We start from the raw sequence: 15,871 nt of genomic DNA, 5'->3' as shown, positions 1-15,871 counted from the left end.
CGCCTGCGGCTAAACGGTATCTATGCAGGTTTGTTGTCGGAGGGTTTTATCGGCCCGGCTGTTGTTATGCCAGGAGGCAGTTATGATTCGAGTTGCAAATAAGGACGATTTTCCCACCCTGGCTTCTATCTGGTATACAGCTTCAGTGGAAGCCCATGATTTTATCCCCGCCAGTTTTTGGGCGGCGCAGAAAATCAATATGCAAGAGGTGTATCTGCCGGGTGCGGATACTTGGGTGTTTTGTCTGGATGGTCAGTTAGCGGGCTTTGTTTGTCATCATCAGGGATTTATTCCCGCCTTGTTTGTGGACAAATCCTGTCAGTTGCAGGGGATAGGTCAACAGTTACTGACATTTTTACAGACTCAATATCCGGCTTTGTCGTTGGCGGTTTATGCAAAGAATCAAGCGGCGCATCGTTTTTATCAGCGTCATGGTTTTGTTGAAACAGAACGTAAAACCTGTGCGCATTCCGGTGAGGAAGAAATTCATATGCACTGGCATCAGGCGTAAAAAAAGGCGGGTTATCCCGCCTTTTTTGTGCTGCTCGTCTTACTGATTGGCGGCCCTGAAACGGCTTATCAGGGCATTAGTACTGGCATCAAAATCCAATGCGGCATCGCGGTCAGTGAGTTTGGCCAGGATGTTATTTCCCAGCACTTTACCCAGCTCTACACCCCACTGGTCGAAAGAGTTCACGCCCCAGATGGCACCTTGCACAAACACCTTATGTTCATACAGCGCGACCAGTGAACCCAGGGTTTTAGGGTCAAGCTGAGAGAACAGCAACGTATTGCTGGGTTTGTTGCCTGGCATAGTTTTGTGGGTTGCCAGGGCGTGACGTTTTTCTTCACTTAGTCCTTTACCTTCCAACTCGGCATAGGCTTCATCATAGGTTTTGCCTTGCATCAATGCCTGGGTCTGGCCAAAACAGTTGGAGGCCAGCATGGCATGATGAGTATCGTCCTGGTTCGGTACATTCAATGGCAGCATAAAGTCAGCCGGGATCAGCACTTGACCCTGGTGAATCAACTGGTGGAAAGAATGCTGACCGTTGGTGCCTTCGCTACCCCAGATAACGGGTCCGGTTGCGTAATCCACTTGCTCGGCATCACCGGCTACGGACTTACCGTTACTTTCCATATCTAATTGCTGTACATAGGCTGGAAAGCCACGCAAATAATGGTAGTAAGGCAACAATACGTGGCTTTGGGCAGCAAAGAAGTTGGTGTACCAGATCCCGAGTAACCCCATCAGCATCGGCAGGTTTTGTTCTGCGGGGGCTTCAACAAAGTGGCGGTCCATCTCATACGCCCCTTCAAGCAACTGGCGATAGTTTTCATAGCCAAGGCCCAAGGCAATCGGCAGGCCAATGGCCGACCACAAGGAGTAACGTCCGCCTACCCAATCCCACATGGGAAAGATGTTGTCTTCGTCCATGCCAAAGTCCACCGCGGCCTTGATGTTGGAGGATACGCAGATAAAGTGTTTGGCAATATCCTGCTGGGTGCCGCCGGCTTGCAGGAACCAGGCCTTAGCCGTGAGGGTATTTTGCAAGGTTTCCTGGGTGGTAAAGGATTTGGATGACATCACTATCAGGGTGTCTTCGTGGTCAAGCCCCGCCAGTACATCCTGGATATGACAGCCATCAACGTTCGCCACAAAATGCAGTTTGATGTCCTGATACCAGTAAGGCTTTAAGGCTTCAAACATGATTTTCGGGCCTAAGAATGAGCCGCCGATGCCAATACTGACAATATGCTTAATGGCTTTGCCGGTATAGCCCTTGTGGCTGCCACTATGGATACGCTCGACAAAGGCTTTGATCTTGTCCTGTGTAGCCAGTACTTCGGGCATCACATCCTGACCATCGACCAAAACCGGTTGACCGGAGAAGTTGCGCAGCGCGGTATGCAATACGGCGCGCCCTTCCGTGTGGTTGATGATGTCGCCTGCAAACATGGCATCACGTTTGGCACTGACCTGACGCGCCTCTGCCAGGCCATACAGAGCCGCTAGAATCTCGTCGTTGATCAGATTTTTGGAGTAATCCAATTCAATACCACAGGCCTGGCTGGTGTAACGTTGCGCCCGTGTATCATCCTGTTTGAACCAGTCACGCATATGTTGGCCGTTCAGGCCTTGAGCCAGGGATTGCAACTGTTGCCAGTTGTCGGTTTGAGTCAGGCTAGTCATCTTGTCTCCATGTTTCCTGCGAGCCGACACTCTCTTGAGTGTTGGCCTGAATCTAGAAATAGGTGCGCCCGCAGGTGGCGGGCGCAGGATCATCAGGTGTTTTTAGAAAAAGCCTTTGAGCACAGTTTCCAGCTTCACCTGATCAGCGGCAAAACTGCGAATTCCCTGAGCCAGCTTTTCGGTGGCCATCGGGTCTTCGTTCATTTGCCAGCGGAAGTCATTTTCACTAATACGCTCACCGGCTTGTTTGGTGGCGCCTTTGTCCTGCAGCTTCACTTCAAGCGGTGCGTCTGTTTGGGCTAACTGTTCCAGCAAATCGGGGCTGATAGTCAGACGGTCACAACCGGCCAATTCAGTAATTTCACCGGTATTGCGGAAGCTGGCACCCATGACCACGGTTTTGTAGCCGTGTTCTTTGTAATATTGATAAATCTGGGTAACGGATTGCACGCCGGGATCTTCTGCCGGTGCATAGTCTTTCTTATCGGTATTGGCTTTGTACCAATCCAGAATACGACCCACGAAGGGGGAGATAAGAAACACGCCGGCTTCTGCACAAGCCCGGGCCTGGGCGAAGCTAAACAACAGGGTCAGGTTGCAGTTGATGCCTTCCTGCTCAAGTTGCTCGGCGGCACGGATACCTTCCCAGGTTGACGCGATTTTGATTAGGATTCGGTCTTTCTCAACACCCGCTTCTTTGTATAAGGCGATCAGTTTACGCGCCTTGTCGATAGTGGCCTGAGTGTCGAAAGACAGACGGGCATCCACTTCGGTAGAGATGCGGCCAGGGATAATACCCAGGATCTCACAACCAATGCTGACGGCCAGCTTGTCACCAGCGTCCAGTAGCTGCTGTTCTGCGTCGCTGGATTGTTGCTTGGCCCAGGCCACAGACTTTTCGATCAGTTCGCGATAATGGGGCAAGGAAGCCGCTTTGAGCATTAATGAAGGATTGGTCGTGGCATCAACGGGATGATATTTGCGAATCGCTTCGATGTCGCCCGTATCTGCGACCACAGTGGTAATTTTCTTTAAAGACTCCAGTTGATTTGCCATGGGATCCTCTGTTTTGAAAGTTTATTTCGTAAATTTACAACAAAATGAACATTGTCTCTATTACGAATTATGATTGATACCGAGACTTTTGTGATAAGGCCGGTACGGGAAGGCGATCCCGGTATAAGGCGGGCACGCTAAACTTGCGGCTAAGTGTATCGGTTTCAGGGTATAAGGCACAGGGGATGACAGTAAAAATCACGTTGATGTGATTATCAATGCCGCTAATCGCACTTTACTTGGTGGCGGTGGGGTGGACGGCGCTATCCATAGAGCCGCCGGTGGGGACTTGCTGGCTTATTGTAAAACCCTGGGAGGTTGCCACACCGGACAAGCCAAAATAACCCCCGGATTCCGCTTACCTGCCAGATATATCATTCATAATGATTGATGTTGTATCGGTTCTTTCTATCAGCCGAATCGCTGACATGGATTTGCCCGACACCATCCTGCTGGATATAGTAGCGCCCACAATGCAGTAACTGCCGAATTGATATGTTAATAGTGCTTTCTCCCGCAAAAAACCTGGATTACGACACACCTGCACATGTGAGTGCATTTACTCAACCAGACATGCTGCAACCAGCCAGCGAGCTAATTCGCGTTTGTCGTGATTTATCACCGGCCCAGGTCGGTAGTCTGATGCATATCAGTGACAAGCTGGCACATCTGAACACTGAGCGTTTTCATTCCTGGTCAGTGCCATTTTCACCGGATAATGCCAAACAAGCTGTACTGGCCTTTAATGGCGATGTCTATGGTGGCTTGGATGCGGCTAGTCTGAATGCGGACGATCTGGATTATGCACAGCAACACTTGCGTATCTTGTCCGGCTTGTATGGCTTATTAAGACCCCTTGATTTGATGCAGCCTTATCGTTTGGAGATGGGCACTAAGCTGGCGAATCCAAAAGGTAAGGATTTGTATCAGTTCTGGGGGGAACGTATCACTCTGGCATTAAACCAGGCCTTAGAGGCGCAGGGGGATAATGTACTGATCAACCTGGCATCCACCGAATACTTCAAGTCAGTAAAACCTAAAAGTTTGGATGGGATGATCATCACGCCGGTGTTTAAAGACGCCAAGGGTGGGCAATATAAGGTCATCAGCTTTTTTGCCAAAAAAGCCAGAGGCATGATGGCTCGCTTTATATTGCAGCAACGTCTGACCGAAGTAGAGCAACTGAAAGCCTTTAATCTTGGCGGGTATCAGTTCAGCGAGGCGCAATCTTCGGCCACTGAGCTGGTGTTTCTGCGCGAAGAGCAATAAGCCCTTAGAGATCCGAGTCTGCGCTTTGTCTGTATAAGCTAGATCCAAATACAAATTGGATACAGTTTTTAACAACTTGCCCTTGCTTGCCACTGTTAAGCTGCGGGCTGAGATTAAACGGAGATTCAACAATGCCAATACGCACAGTAGCTTTGTGCATCGCTATGGCCGGTAGCATGCCGGCTTTCGCCGACGGACAATGGGGTTTGGGGGTCGGTGTGATTACGGCAACATCTCCGTACCTGGGAGAGTCCAGCGATACTTTTGTGGTACCGCTGGTGAGTTACGACAGTGAAAACTTCCATTTTAGTGGGGTGTCAGCCAGCTATGATCTTTATGAAGATCAGGCCTTTAAATTTGCTGCTTTTGTACGCCCAGGGTTTGACTTTTTTGATCCAGATGAGGCTGATACGGACTATATGCGTTCTTTGAAGGAGCGTAAATTCTCGGTATTGGCGGGGGTGCGGCTGGAAACAGACCTGGGTTTTGCCAACAGTAGCCTGTCTGTGGCCAATGACATAACAGGTAATGCCAAAGGATTTAGCCTGGAGGCCGCGCTTAACCGGCAATTTGTGCTGGCCAAAGGGCTGATGCTAAAAGCCGAGTTGGGGGTGGTGTATGCCGATGATAAAACCATTGATTATTACTATGGTGTGGACGGTGGTGAGTCCGCGTACTTTCCTGCGTATTCCCCCGATGGGGCGCTAAACCCCTATTTGTCTGCGACATTGATGTATCAGTTGGATGCCAACTGGCAATTGTTCAGCAACGCAAAATGGACAGAGTACGACAGTGAGATAAAAGACTCGCCCATCGTTGGACGAGACCGGGACCTCCAGATCATGGCAGCGCTTAGCTACAAATTCTAGGCTTGAGGCAGGTAGCGGGCCAGACATTGATAGAGCGCTGCTTTGCGGATGGGCTTGGTCAGGTAGTCATCCATTCCGGCATCTTTGGCGCGCTGTAAATCTTGCGGCAGGGCATTGGCTGATAAACCACAAATGGGCAGCGTGACCCCTTTCTCCCGCAGGGCCAGGGTGGCTTGGTAGCCATCCATCAAGGGCATCTGCACATCCATTAAGATTGCATCATAATGGGGAGAATTGATGACCTTACTCAAGGCCTGGTGACCGTTTTCTGCAACATCATAGCTCAAGCCAATCAGCTTGAGCATTTCGCCCACGACCATCTGATTAATGGGATTATCTTCCACCAACAGTAAGTGCCCCTCAAGATCGTCTCGCGGGAGGGGCTCTGTTGAGTAGCTTGGTAGCCTTGAGTCTGGATTGAGTAAATGCTGAATAAAACGTCTTACATCCGCAGGACTGTATGGACAGGCCAGGTAATATGAGTCACGCAACGTCTTGTGATGGTGCAAACGATTTTGGGTTGCACTACTAAAAATCAGTCCGGTTCTGATGTTTCGGTTTTGGCACGCTTCCAACATGTTGGTTAATATTTGGTATTGCTCGGGTTGACGAATATCAACCAATAATGCGTCATCTGGGGTTAATTCGGTCAGGCTTTCTGCCTGTTTAAAAGGCAGAAGACGGCATTGCCCGACTAGGGTTTGCAGGTAATCCAATGCCAGCAGTGGATCCTGCTCCTTGCACAGGTAATACAGACGACCACTGAATTTCCCGGCCTCAGAGCAAAGTAACGGGGTGCTGTCAGGCGCCAGGTCTATGGCCAGTGTTACCTTAAAGCAGCTGCCCTGTCCTGGCGTTGAGCTCACCTCGATATGGCCGTTCATCATTTCACACAAATGTTTGGCTATGGATAAACCCAGACCGCTCCCCCCATAGCGGCGGCTGGTGGAACCGTCAGCCTGGGTAAAAGAGTCGAAAATATCCGCCAACTTGGCTTCCTCTATGCCTATGCCGGTATCTTGTACCTCCAATATCAGCCAGCCCTGATTGTCACTATCTTGCTGCCAGTCAAAACGCACACTAATTTGCCCTAGCTCTGTGAATTTGATGGCGTTACTGGTCAGGTTTAACAAAATCTGTGTGATTCTCAGCGGATCGCCAACTAATCTTGCTGGTACATGCGCCATGGCATGGAAAACCAGCTTAAGATTTTTCTCCTGGGCTTTTATGCTCGCATTGGCCAGGACATTGTCTATCAATGAGTCCATTGTAAATGGAATATTTTCAATACGAAGTTTGCCGGCTTCTATCTTGGAAAAATCCAGAATGTCATTTATCAGGCTAAGTAAGATATTGGAAGATTGAGCAATTTTGTTCAGATAGTTCTTTTGCAATTCGTCGGGCTGGGTTTGTTGAAGCAGTTCCACCAGACCGATAATGCCGTTCATCGGGGTGCGTATTTCGTGGCTCATGTTCGCCAGGAAAATACTTTTCAATGTTGTCGCCGTTTCGGCCTTCTGTTTTGCCTGCTCCAGTTCCTGATTCATCAATTCCTGCTGTTCCAACAGTTCCCTTGTTTGCAGCAACAGCTGTTGGGTTTGTTCATTTCTGTTACGAAATACATCGGCCGCTACCTCTAACTGGCCAATTTCATCATCGCGGCCGGTTTGCGGAATATGTTCCACTGGCTGGTCACTGGCTAACTTGTGAAAAACTTTGGTTAACTGGTTTATCGGGCGGGTAATTCGAGTAGAAAAATACAACGCAACCAGGGCGGCCAACAGAATGCCGGTGAGGGAGAATATATAACCATACAGACGACTTTGTTTGGCTTTTGCCAGCACGTGCTGACCGGTTTTATCCTGTTCTTGGGTGAGCCACAGATTTAGCTCTCTGGTCATATACTGAAATTCCGCCACCGATCCTGCCATCAGAATGTTTACCTGAAACACATAGTCACTGGTCAGCTCTTGTAGCTCGCTGAACCCTTGCTCCAGGTCGCTTATCAAGAGGGTTAAGTCTGCTGGTGCAGTGGGCCATTGTAATAACACTTCCCGGCATGCCTGAAGCTGGCGACTGAACTCCGATACATCGGTAAATTCGGGATGCAGTAAATAGCCCAGATAGGCGGTTTCTGCAGCGTGCAGATGGCGTCGCAATGAATCGATTATTGCGACATTGTCTTTATTTGTACCCTGCTCATGAGCCTTATCGTGTAGTTGATTTTCCAGTTGGAAAAAAAGCGGCGTTAGGATTTGATTTTGAATCTTGTCCCTGGCTTGGCGCTTTTGCTTGATATCGTTAAAACTGTGCCGGTACTCGGCCAGTTTGTTGGTCATCTGCAGGGGAAACTCAGCCAGTTGCGCAGGGAGCGACACGTCAAACAGTTTATCGAGATTGTTATCCAGCCTGGTGAGAACCAGCTTAAAACGATGCGCATTGGCTTGTTTGGGAGATTCTTTGAAAATCAGCAGCATACGCTGTAGATCCAGAATATCCCGCTCTAGCTCTCTAATCAGAGTTTGGTTGGCTACCGATAAGCGTATTTTGTCGAGATTTTCCTCAAAGCTGTCCTGGGTACGCAGCGAGAACAGGTTGTTCGCCAGGATAAGTGCTGTCAGCAGGCTCAAAGCCAGTAAAAACTGAGATTTAATGCTGCTGGGCACTGAGTTAATCTGCCAAGGACAAGAGACTGAGAATGAGTGTGTTATTCAATATATAACTTCTGCTGAAAAGTTAGTTTCTGCTCAGTGTTGCCTTTGGCTAGCCTGATATCGAATTTAATGTCTTCTTCATAACGAAAAGACAGGGTCGCAATATAATAAATCGCCTTACCCTCAGTAATTTCTTTGAATTCAAGTGTCTGGCTGCGGCCCATTAAGTCGGTTGCGGTTCCGGTCACCAGAACTTTCTGCGCTTCCTTACTGGTGCTATCCAGTACCGAAATATTGACCAAGGCATTATATTTGCTGCGCTGAATACCATAAGTTCTGGCCACTTCTGGGGTCAGAAAACTGCTGGTCAGGGCAATGTAGTGGACGTCCCATATTCCTAACTGTTTCATTTGTTCTGCCTGGGAGAGGGAAGTCAGGCACAGGGCACAAAATACAGCAAGGATCTTAAACATTCTCATCGGTTTTCTCACACAGCCACATATGGGGTAAGTATAGTCCGCCATGTTGGTATATGGCTATGATAAGAAAGTAGAATTTCTACATGAGCGTGGCTTTTTATGTGGCTGGTGTGGAAAAGGGCGGCCCATCAACGGGCCGCATTTTGAGAGGTTAGGACTGAGGTTAAGCCAACCCCAGATCTCGTAGTAAAAAGGTCAGAAATTGAATGGCGATAATCGCGACCAAGACCGACAGGTCGAGCCCGCTCATTGGGGGCAGAATTCGGCGAATTGGTGCCAACAAGGGTTCGGTCAATTGGTACAGCACCATTTCCATGGGATTTTGTCCCTGGCTGAACCAACTCAGGATGGCCCGGATAATCAGGATCCAGAACATCAGCGACAGTGTCTGACTGACCAATACAATTAATGAGCCAAGGAGCAAGGCCAGCGGGTTAAACACCTGCCAGCTGTTCGCCCCTAATACGAAGTTCATCACAGTGAGTTTAGCAAAGGCCACGATCAGAGCCAGTACCAGTGTGGCCGTATCCAGATTGCCAAAAGACGGCAGAATTCGACGCATGGGGCCAACCAAAGGGTGGGTAGCTCTGACCACGAATTGGCTGAAGGGGTTGTAAAAATCGGCGCGGGCTATTTGCAACCACAAGCGCAGGATCACCACCATCAGATAGAGATCAAACAAGGTACCAATCAAAAATTGCATAGAACTCATGCTGCTTTCCTAGATGAAAAATTAAAACGCCTTGCTCATCACACCGGCTCGGTCTACCGCGGCCTGCATTGCGTCGCCAACCAGGTTTCGTAATCCCTGTTGCTCGAATTGGTCGATAGCTGCTGCGGTGGTGCCGCCTTTGGATGTAACTTGGGCCCGCAGGGTGGATAATTCAAGTTCAGGATTGTGACAAACCATGTGAGCCGCGCCAAGCATAGCTTGTTCTACCAGCAAACGGGCGGTGTCTTTATCAAAGCCCAATGCCATTGCTTTGTCCTGCATGGCTTCCAGAAACAGAAAAAAGTACGCTGGGCTGCTACCGGCTGCGGCTGTAAGCGCATTCAGCATAGCTTCTTCGTCAACCCAGGTGATCTTTCCCACCTGCGCCAGCAAATCGCCGGCAAATGTTCTGTCGGCCTCACTTACCTGCGCATCAGCATACAAACCTGTCATACCTAATCCCATTGCACTGGGTGTATTAGGCATAGTACGTACTATGGGGTAAGCGCCGCCCAGCATGTTTTGTATTCTGGCCACCGGTAAGCCTGCGGCAATGGAAATAAACAACTTCCCGGCCAACGATGTCTGCTGTAAGGGACCTGTGGCCTCTTCCATTAGCTGAGGTTTTACCGCCAAGACCACCACATCGGCATCGGCAATGGCGTCTACATTGTTCTGACAAACTGCAATACCAAATTCCTGCTGTAGCGCATCCAGCTTGGGTCTGGAAGGGTTACTGGCGGTAATCAATGCTGCGGGGTAGCCGCTTTTGACCATGCCACTAATAATACTGCGGCTCATGTTGCCGGCGCCGACAAAGGTAATTTTTCTGTGTTGCATGTTTCTCCCGATTTTTGTTGTACAAATTTGGGCACAAAGTGCCGTTCTTCATGATTTAGGCTAATTGGGCTGTTTTACCCTTTCACCAAAAATCGCTGTCCCCAATCTTACCATAGTCGAACCAGCTTTGATGGCTGCCGCCATATCGCCTGACATCCCCATGGAGAGGGTATCAACTTGTGAATAGCGCTGTTGTAGGCAGCGAAACAACTGGTGTAGATGCGTGAAAACCTGTTCCTGTGCCTGTTCATCCAAATCGGCAGCGGGAATCGCCATTAAACCACGCAAGGTCAGCTTGGGCAGCGCGTTAACTTGCTCGGCCAACGTGAGCAACGCCGCTTCATCGCCAACGCCGGCTTTGCTTTGTTCCTGACTGATATTGATCTGAATAAGCACTTGCAGTGGTGCTTTATCATTTGGACGTTGTTCGCTTAAACGTTGGGCAATCTTGAGTCTGTCTACGGACTGAACCCAATCAAAATGTGTGGCCACAATTCGGGTTTTATTAGACTGCAGAGGGCCGATAAAATGCCACTCGATATCAGGGTAGGTGTGCAGGGCCTGGATTTTTTCAGCGCCTTCCTGCACGTAGTTCTCACCGAACCGGCGCTGACCTGCCTGATAGGCTGCCAATATGTCCGCCGCCGGTTTAGTTTTACTGACGGCCAGCAACTGAACTTGTGCTGGTGATTTGTTGAGCGCCTGACACAGATCGCTGATGGTTTCAGATGCGCTTTGTAGTCGTTCTGCTATGGTTTTCATGAGTGAATCTTAGGGTTGAATCGGGTTGCCGACATAAGGTTATGTCAAGGCATACCGAACTTGCCAGTTTTCTGTGGTACATCTTGTCTTTTCAGACAGTTAACAAATGGAGTGGGCTGTGGATATTACCGAACTTTTAGCCTTTAGTGTCAAGAATAAGGCCTCTGACTTGCATTTGTCCGCCGGGCTACCGCCTATTATCCGGGTTGATGGCGAAATGCGCCGCCTCAATGTGCCTGAACTGGATCATAAGCAAGTACACGCGCTGGTTTATGAAATCATGAATGACAAGCAGCGCAAGGAATACGAAGAAAATCTGGAAACCGACTTTTCCTTTGAGGTTAAAGGCTTGGCTCGTTTCAGGGTTAATGCCTTTGTACAAAACCGCGGTGCGGCGGCGGTGTTACGTACCATCCCCAGTGAAGTACTGACCTTGGATCAGTTGGGCGCTCCGCAGATTTTCAAAGAAATTATTAACCAGCCCACAGGTATTGTGCTGGTGACCGGTGCCACGGGCTCAGGTAAGAGTACCACCCTGGCTGCCATGATTGACCATATCAATACCAACAAGCGCGAGCATATCCTGACCATCGAAGACCCTATCGAATTTGTTCACGACAATAAGATGAGTCTGATTAACCAGCGTGAAGTGCATCGCGATACCCATAGCTTTAACAACGCATTGCGCAGCGCATTGCGTGAAGACCCGGATGTCATTCTGGTGGGTGAATTGCGTGACCTGGAAACCATTCGACTCGCCATCTCGGCGGCTGAAACTGGTCACCTGGTGTTTGGTACGTTGCATACTAACTCAGCCCCTAAGACCATCGACAGGATCATTGATGTGTTTCCGGCCGAGGAAAAATCAATGGTGCGCTCCATGTTGTCTGAATCCTTGCGTGCGGTGATTTCACAGACTCTGCTGAAAAAAGTTGGCGGAGGGCGGATTGCGGCCCATGAAATTATGTTGGGTATACCGGCCATTCGTAACCTGATCCGTGAAGACAAAGTGCCGCAAATGTATTCGGTAATTCAGACAGGTCAGGCCCACGGGATGCAGACTATGGATCAATGTTTACAGCGCTTGGTGGCCATGGGGCAGATCACTGCTCAGGATGCGGCCGCGAAATCCATCGATAAGCAACCTAAATTCTAGGAGACGCTGGCATGATGATGCAGCCTTATTTACAAGGTATGGTGGACTGCGGTGCATCAGACTTATTTATTACCGTGGGTTTTCCGGTCAGCGTGAAAGTCAACGGTAAGATGACGCCCTTGGATGACCAACCGCTTTCAGCTGATATGTCTCTGGCGCTGGTGGAAAGCCTGATGTCGGAGAAGCAGCGGGCCGAGTTTGAACAGACCAAAGAGTGTAACTTTGCGGTGGCACTGGATGGCGTAGGACGATTCCGTTGCAGTGCGTTCTGGCAGCGTGATTTGGCCGGTATGGTTATCCGCCGCATCGTCACGCAGATCCCCAAAGTGGAAGAGTTGGGATTACCTCAGGTACTGAAAGATATCATCATGTCTAAACGCGGGCTGGTGCTGTTTGTGGGTGCTACAGGTACAGGTAAATCCACCTCCCTGGCTGCGCTAATCGGACATAGAAACCAAAATTCACACGGCCATATTCTGACCATCGAAGATCCTATCGAATTTGTCCATGAGCATGCCAATTGCGTGGTAACGCAGCGGGAAGTGGGCATTGACACTCAGTCTTTTGACGATGCATTAAAAAGTTCACTGCGTCAGGCGCCGGATGTCATTCTGATCGGTGAGATCCGTTCCATGGAAATCATGGAATACGCCATGTCTTTTGCCGATACCGGTCATTTGTGTGTGGCCACCTTGCACGCCAACAATGCTAACCAGGCCATCGAGCGCATAATGCACCTGGCGCCGCCTGACCAGCATGAAAAGCTGCGCTTTGATCTGAGCCTGAACATGCGGGCCATCGTTGCACAACAACTGGTACCTACCGCTGATGGTAAAGGGCGGGTGGCGGCTATCGAGGTCTTAATGGGGTCTCCCTTTGTGCGCGATTTGATTCAACGTAATGAGATTGGCGGCCTTAAGGAAGCCATGCAAAAGGGCAAAGAAATGGGCATGCAAACCTTTGATATGGCGTTGTATGACCTATACAAAGCGGGGCGGATTAATCTGGATCAGGCGCTACACCATGCAGACTCGCCTAATGACTTGCGTTTGATGATTAAGCTCGACAAAGATGATGGCCCGGGACTGGGTTCTTTGTCGAACGTGTCTATTGATCTGGACTAAGTCCCTTTGCTGCGGCTTTACTGTCATGAAGACCGTTTTATGGTTTGGCAAATCAGGGATTTGCTCATCAGCCGTGGCATCCCCTGTTTTGTCAAAAACGAGTATGCCATTGGTGCTATGGGGGATTTGTCCCCCTTCGATTGCTGGCCGGAGGTGTGGCTAACGGATGATGAGTGGATGCCTAAAGCAAGGCAAATACTGGAAGACTGGCAAAACCAGCAGCAAGGCAGCGCCTGGTATTGCCGACAATGCGGAGAAGAAAATGGGGCGGGTTTTGAACTGTGCTGGCAGTGTGACAGCGAGCGACCTGATTAAGCCTGGTAAGCCCTGCTAATTGATACGTCTGGCCTATACTTCATAGTGGACAACTAACAAGTGGCCGGGAGGTATCTATGAGTTTGTCCCAACGTGTTATGTCATATCTGAATGACCTTGATATGAAATATGAGGTCATTACCCACCATCCCTCGCACAGTTCGCTGGGATCGGCGATTGCCGCGCAGGTTCCGTCAGCAAAAATCGCCAAGGCGGTTATGCTGGAAGACGGTCAGGGTCACCGGATGATGGCGATTCTGCCCGCCGACAGCAAATTAAGTCTAAGCGCCTTGAATGACACCCTGGATGGTCAGTATCACCTGATGAAGGAACAGCAGGTCTATCAGTGCTTTGATGATTGTGAACATGGCGCTGTACCACCGTTTCCGCAGGCGTTTAATCTGGATTGTATTTGGGATGACAGCCTGGGCAGTTTGCCTGATGTGTATATTGAGGGCGGTGATCACCGATCTTTAGTTCACCTGTCGCAGCAGGAATTTGGTCGCATGATGGCCCATACCCGTTCGGGTCATTTCAGCCATCAGTTGTATCATTAACTCCCACATGTGGGCATTGTGCCCACATGTCTTTATTTCGGCAGGGTGCGAACGTAGCTTCGAACAATGCGGCGAAGGTTACCATTGTGCTTTTGTTGTTTGATATAGGCGTTGAGCCTTGGCAGTAACTCTGCCTGTTGTGCTGTGAAGGCCAGTCTCAGGCTATCCACCGCCTTATTCGAATCAATAGTGGTGAGATGCAGATGTGGAAATCGTTCCTGTACCAGCCAATACCCTATCAGTTCATTTAGGTAAGCATAATCGCAGCGACCATTTTCTAGCATACGTACTTGTGCTTCTTCACTGGATGCATCAATACGTATCAGCTTTGCTGATACAAAGAGCTCGTTGAGTGCAGGGTACACATAGTACTCGCGCGTACAGACACTATTTCCAGGCTGCCAGTGACTGGCTCGGTTATTTTTATCAACCCTGAATAAATAGTCGGTATAGGGAATAATTTCGTCGCTGAATAGCAGTTTTTCGGGATGACGAGTCCAGTCCGGACTTAGCACCATGGCATCAACTTGTCCGGCATACAGTCGCTGTTCTCCGCCATGGCGATTATCCAGCACGTAGTCCAAGGTGATGTTTTGCTCTGCGGCAAAGTTTTCCAGTAAGTCAGGGACAATACCGCGCGTTTTTTCTGTTTGGTCAACGAAGAGGTAAGGGGGGAAGCCCGGATCATATACCGCAAACCTAAGTAGTTCTGCGCTTTGGCAACTACCAGTTAGCAGGGCAAAAAGTAAGACTCTTAAGCACATGGGAACGACATCGCTGCGCAGCTAGCATATCTATCAGCATAGTCGTAAATAACCATAGCGACGACTTATCATATGCCTTGGCAGGTCAATCAGGAATAAAGCTGTTCCGCCATCCAGCTTTCCAGAATTAAGCAGGCCGCGACGCTATCCACTTTCTGCTTGTCCAGCTTCTTATACCCGCCTAACTCAAAGAGCCTGGCTCTGGCATCTGCGGTGGTCAGGCGTTCATCGCAGGTTTCAACACGAACCTTAAATCTGGCGTTTAAGCGATTGGCAAACTTACGTGCCCCGTGGGTAACTTGCTGATCTGTGCCATCCATGTTCAGCGGCAGGCCCACCACTACCAGATGAGGTTGCCATTCAGCGAACAGCGCTTCAACCTTAGACCAATCCGGAATACCGTCCACGGCTTTTAATGCTGCCAGTGGGGCCGCCGTGCCAGTGATTTCCTGCCCGGCTGCAACACCAATGCTCTTAGTGCCAAAGTCAAAGCCTAATAAGGTACGGTTGGATGTGGTCATATTGATTTCGTTTTGCCTGCTGGGGATTGGCTGTTGGACTAAGCGTGACCAACATCCGGTGCGAGTTGCCAGATATCGACCCCTAACTTTTGCACGGCCGCCTGCCACTTTTTGTGAATAGGGACATTAAACAATAAATCGCTATCGGCCTCGATCAACAACCAGGAATTATGCTGGATTTCTTCTTCCAACTGTCCTGCGCTCCAACCGGCATAACCTAATGCCACCAGGCATTTTTCGGGAGCCTTGCTGTTGCCCAGTACCGCCAGAATATCTTTGGACGTGGTCACCATAATGTCAGATGTCAGTGCCAGGCTGGAGGCCCAGCCTGGTTGAGTACTATGCAGGATAAAACCGCGATCTGGGCTCACCGGACCGCCAGCTAACACGATTTGCTCGGCCTTGTCTTCATCCACCTGAATGGACTCATCCACCTGTTTAAGCATTTCTTTAAGGTGTAAACCTGTTGGCTGGTTGATCACTATACCCATGGCACCATGCTCGTTGTGTTCACAGATATAGGTCAATGACCGGGAAAAATACGGATCTTCCAGGCTTGGCATGGCGATAAGAAAATGATTTTCAAAGCTCTGCATATG

General features: G+C 49.6%; 18 protein-coding genes. 8 read left to right on the top strand and 10 right to left on the bottom strand.

Annotated elements, in window-relative coordinates; genetic code table 11:
- The first annotated feature begins 82 nt into the window (after positions 1-82).
- The gene (locus tag IEX02_RS09070; RefSeq protein ID WP_188693502.1) at positions 83-511 is read left to right on the top strand and encodes a GNAT family N-acetyltransferase; all 429 of its coding nucleotides are present in this window, start codon (positions 83-85) and stop codon (positions 509-511) included.
- A 39-nt stretch (positions 512-550) separates the two neighbouring features.
- Here the strand turns inward: IEX02_RS09070 and pgi are convergent, their stop codons facing one another.
- Entirely contained in the window at positions 551-2,194 is a 1,644-nt protein-coding gene (gene pgi, locus IEX02_RS09065; RefSeq protein WP_188693498.1) for a glucose-6-phosphate isomerase, read from the bottom strand.
- Between the two features lie 102 nt (positions 2,195-2,296).
- Positions 2,297-3,250, bottom strand: coding sequence for a transaldolase (gene tal / locus IEX02_RS09060; protein WP_188693496.1), 954 nt, complete (start codon positions 3,248-3,250; stop codon positions 2,297-2,299).
- 208 nt (positions 3,251-3,458) lie between these two features.
- Here tal and IEX02_RS09055 point away from each other — a divergent pair, with 208 nt between their 5' ends.
- The 3 genes from IEX02_RS09055 to IEX02_RS09045 all read left to right on the top strand — a co-directional run bounded on the left by IEX02_RS09055 (position 3,459) and on the right by IEX02_RS09045 (position 5,388).
- Positions 3,459-3,641 carry a macro domain-containing protein gene (locus tag IEX02_RS09055; protein ID WP_268237404.1) on the top strand — a complete coding sequence of 61 codons (183 nt, stop codon included), beginning with the start codon at positions 3,459-3,461 and terminating at the stop codon, positions 3,639-3,641.
- Between the two features lie 104 nt (positions 3,642-3,745).
- Positions 3,746-4,519 (top strand): peroxide stress protein YaaA, encoded by a 774-nt coding sequence (gene yaaA, locus IEX02_RS09050; RefSeq protein ID WP_188693492.1) that lies wholly within the window; start codon positions 3,746-3,748, stop codon positions 4,517-4,519.
- 131 nt (positions 4,520-4,650) lie between these two features.
- On the top strand, positions 4,651-5,388 hold the full coding sequence (locus IEX02_RS09045) for a MipA/OmpV family protein (protein WP_188693489.1): 738 nt from the start codon (positions 4,651-4,653) through the stop codon (positions 5,386-5,388).
- Here the strand turns inward: IEX02_RS09045 and IEX02_RS09040 are convergent.
- From IEX02_RS09040 to IEX02_RS09020, 5 genes are all read right to left on the bottom strand, one after another.
- Positions 5,385-8,054 carry an ATP-binding protein gene (locus IEX02_RS09040; RefSeq protein WP_188693485.1) on the bottom strand — a complete coding sequence of 890 codons (2,670 nt, stop codon included), beginning with the start codon at positions 8,052-8,054 and terminating at the stop codon, positions 5,385-5,387. The genes IEX02_RS09045 and IEX02_RS09040 overlap by 4 nt on opposite strands.
- Positions 8,055-8,095: 41 nt before the next feature.
- Positions 8,096-8,452, bottom strand: a complete 357-nt coding sequence (locus IEX02_RS09035) for a DUF4426 domain-containing protein (RefSeq protein ID WP_229702166.1) — start codon at positions 8,450-8,452, stop codon at positions 8,096-8,098.
- 232 nt (positions 8,453-8,684) lie between these two features.
- Positions 8,685-9,233 (bottom strand): YggT family protein, encoded by a 549-nt coding sequence (locus tag IEX02_RS09030; RefSeq protein ID WP_188693479.1) that lies wholly within the window; start codon positions 9,231-9,233, stop codon positions 8,685-8,687.
- 21 nt (positions 9,234-9,254) lie between these two features.
- Positions 9,255-10,073, bottom strand: coding sequence for a pyrroline-5-carboxylate reductase (proC, locus tag IEX02_RS09025; RefSeq protein ID WP_188693477.1), 819 nt, complete (start codon positions 10,071-10,073; stop codon positions 9,255-9,257).
- A 60-nt stretch (positions 10,074-10,133) separates the two neighbouring features.
- The gene (locus tag IEX02_RS09020) at positions 10,134-10,835 is read right to left on the bottom strand and encodes a YggS family pyridoxal phosphate-dependent enzyme (protein WP_188693475.1); all 702 of its coding nucleotides are present in this window, start codon (positions 10,833-10,835) and stop codon (positions 10,134-10,136) included.
- Positions 10,836-10,953: 118 nt separating this feature from the next.
- Between IEX02_RS09020 and IEX02_RS09015 the strand changes: the two genes are divergently transcribed.
- The 4 genes from IEX02_RS09015 (at position 10,954) to IEX02_RS09000 (ending at position 13,987) form a co-directional block, all read left to right on the top strand.
- Positions 10,954-11,991: a type IV pilus twitching motility protein PilT gene (locus IEX02_RS09015; protein WP_188693472.1), complete on the top strand. Its 1,038-nt coding sequence runs from the start codon at positions 10,954-10,956 to the stop codon at positions 11,989-11,991.
- An 11-nt stretch (positions 11,992-12,002) separates the two neighbouring features.
- Positions 12,003-13,115 carry a PilT/PilU family type 4a pilus ATPase gene (locus IEX02_RS09010; protein ID WP_188693470.1) on the top strand — a complete coding sequence of 371 codons (1,113 nt, stop codon included), beginning with the start codon at positions 12,003-12,005 and terminating at the stop codon, positions 13,113-13,115.
- Positions 13,116-13,154: 39 nt separating this feature from the next.
- Positions 13,155-13,430 carry a putative signal transducing protein gene (locus IEX02_RS09005; protein ID WP_229702165.1) on the top strand — a complete coding sequence of 92 codons (276 nt, stop codon included), beginning with the start codon at positions 13,155-13,157 and terminating at the stop codon, positions 13,428-13,430.
- Between the two features lie 77 nt (positions 13,431-13,507).
- Entirely contained in the window at positions 13,508-13,987 is a 480-nt protein-coding gene (locus IEX02_RS09000) for an aminoacyl-tRNA deacylase (RefSeq protein WP_188693464.1), read from the top strand.
- Positions 13,988-14,019: 32 nt separating this feature from the next.
- Here IEX02_RS09000 and IEX02_RS08995 read toward each other — a convergent pair whose 3' ends face one another.
- The 3 genes from IEX02_RS08995 to IEX02_RS08985 form a co-directional block, all read right to left on the bottom strand.
- Complete coding sequence (locus IEX02_RS08995) at positions 14,020-14,751, bottom strand: substrate-binding periplasmic protein (protein ID WP_188693462.1); 732 nt, start codon at positions 14,749-14,751, stop codon at positions 14,020-14,022.
- 89 nt (positions 14,752-14,840) lie between these two features.
- Positions 14,841-15,272, bottom strand: coding sequence for a Holliday junction resolvase RuvX (gene ruvX, locus IEX02_RS08990; protein WP_188693458.1), 432 nt, complete (start codon positions 15,270-15,272; stop codon positions 14,841-14,843).
- Positions 15,273-15,310: 38 nt separating this feature from the next.
- Positions 15,311-15,868, bottom strand: a complete 558-nt coding sequence (locus IEX02_RS08985) for a YqgE/AlgH family protein (protein ID WP_188693454.1) — start codon at positions 15,866-15,868, stop codon at positions 15,311-15,313.
- Positions 15,869-15,871: the final 3 nt, after the last annotated feature.

This window comes from Bowmanella pacifica, from assembly GCF_014645355.1.
Classification (GTDB): Bacteria; Pseudomonadota; Gammaproteobacteria; order Enterobacterales; family Alteromonadaceae; genus Bowmanella; species Bowmanella pacifica.
This window is presented reverse-complemented; position numbering and strand designations above follow the sequence as displayed.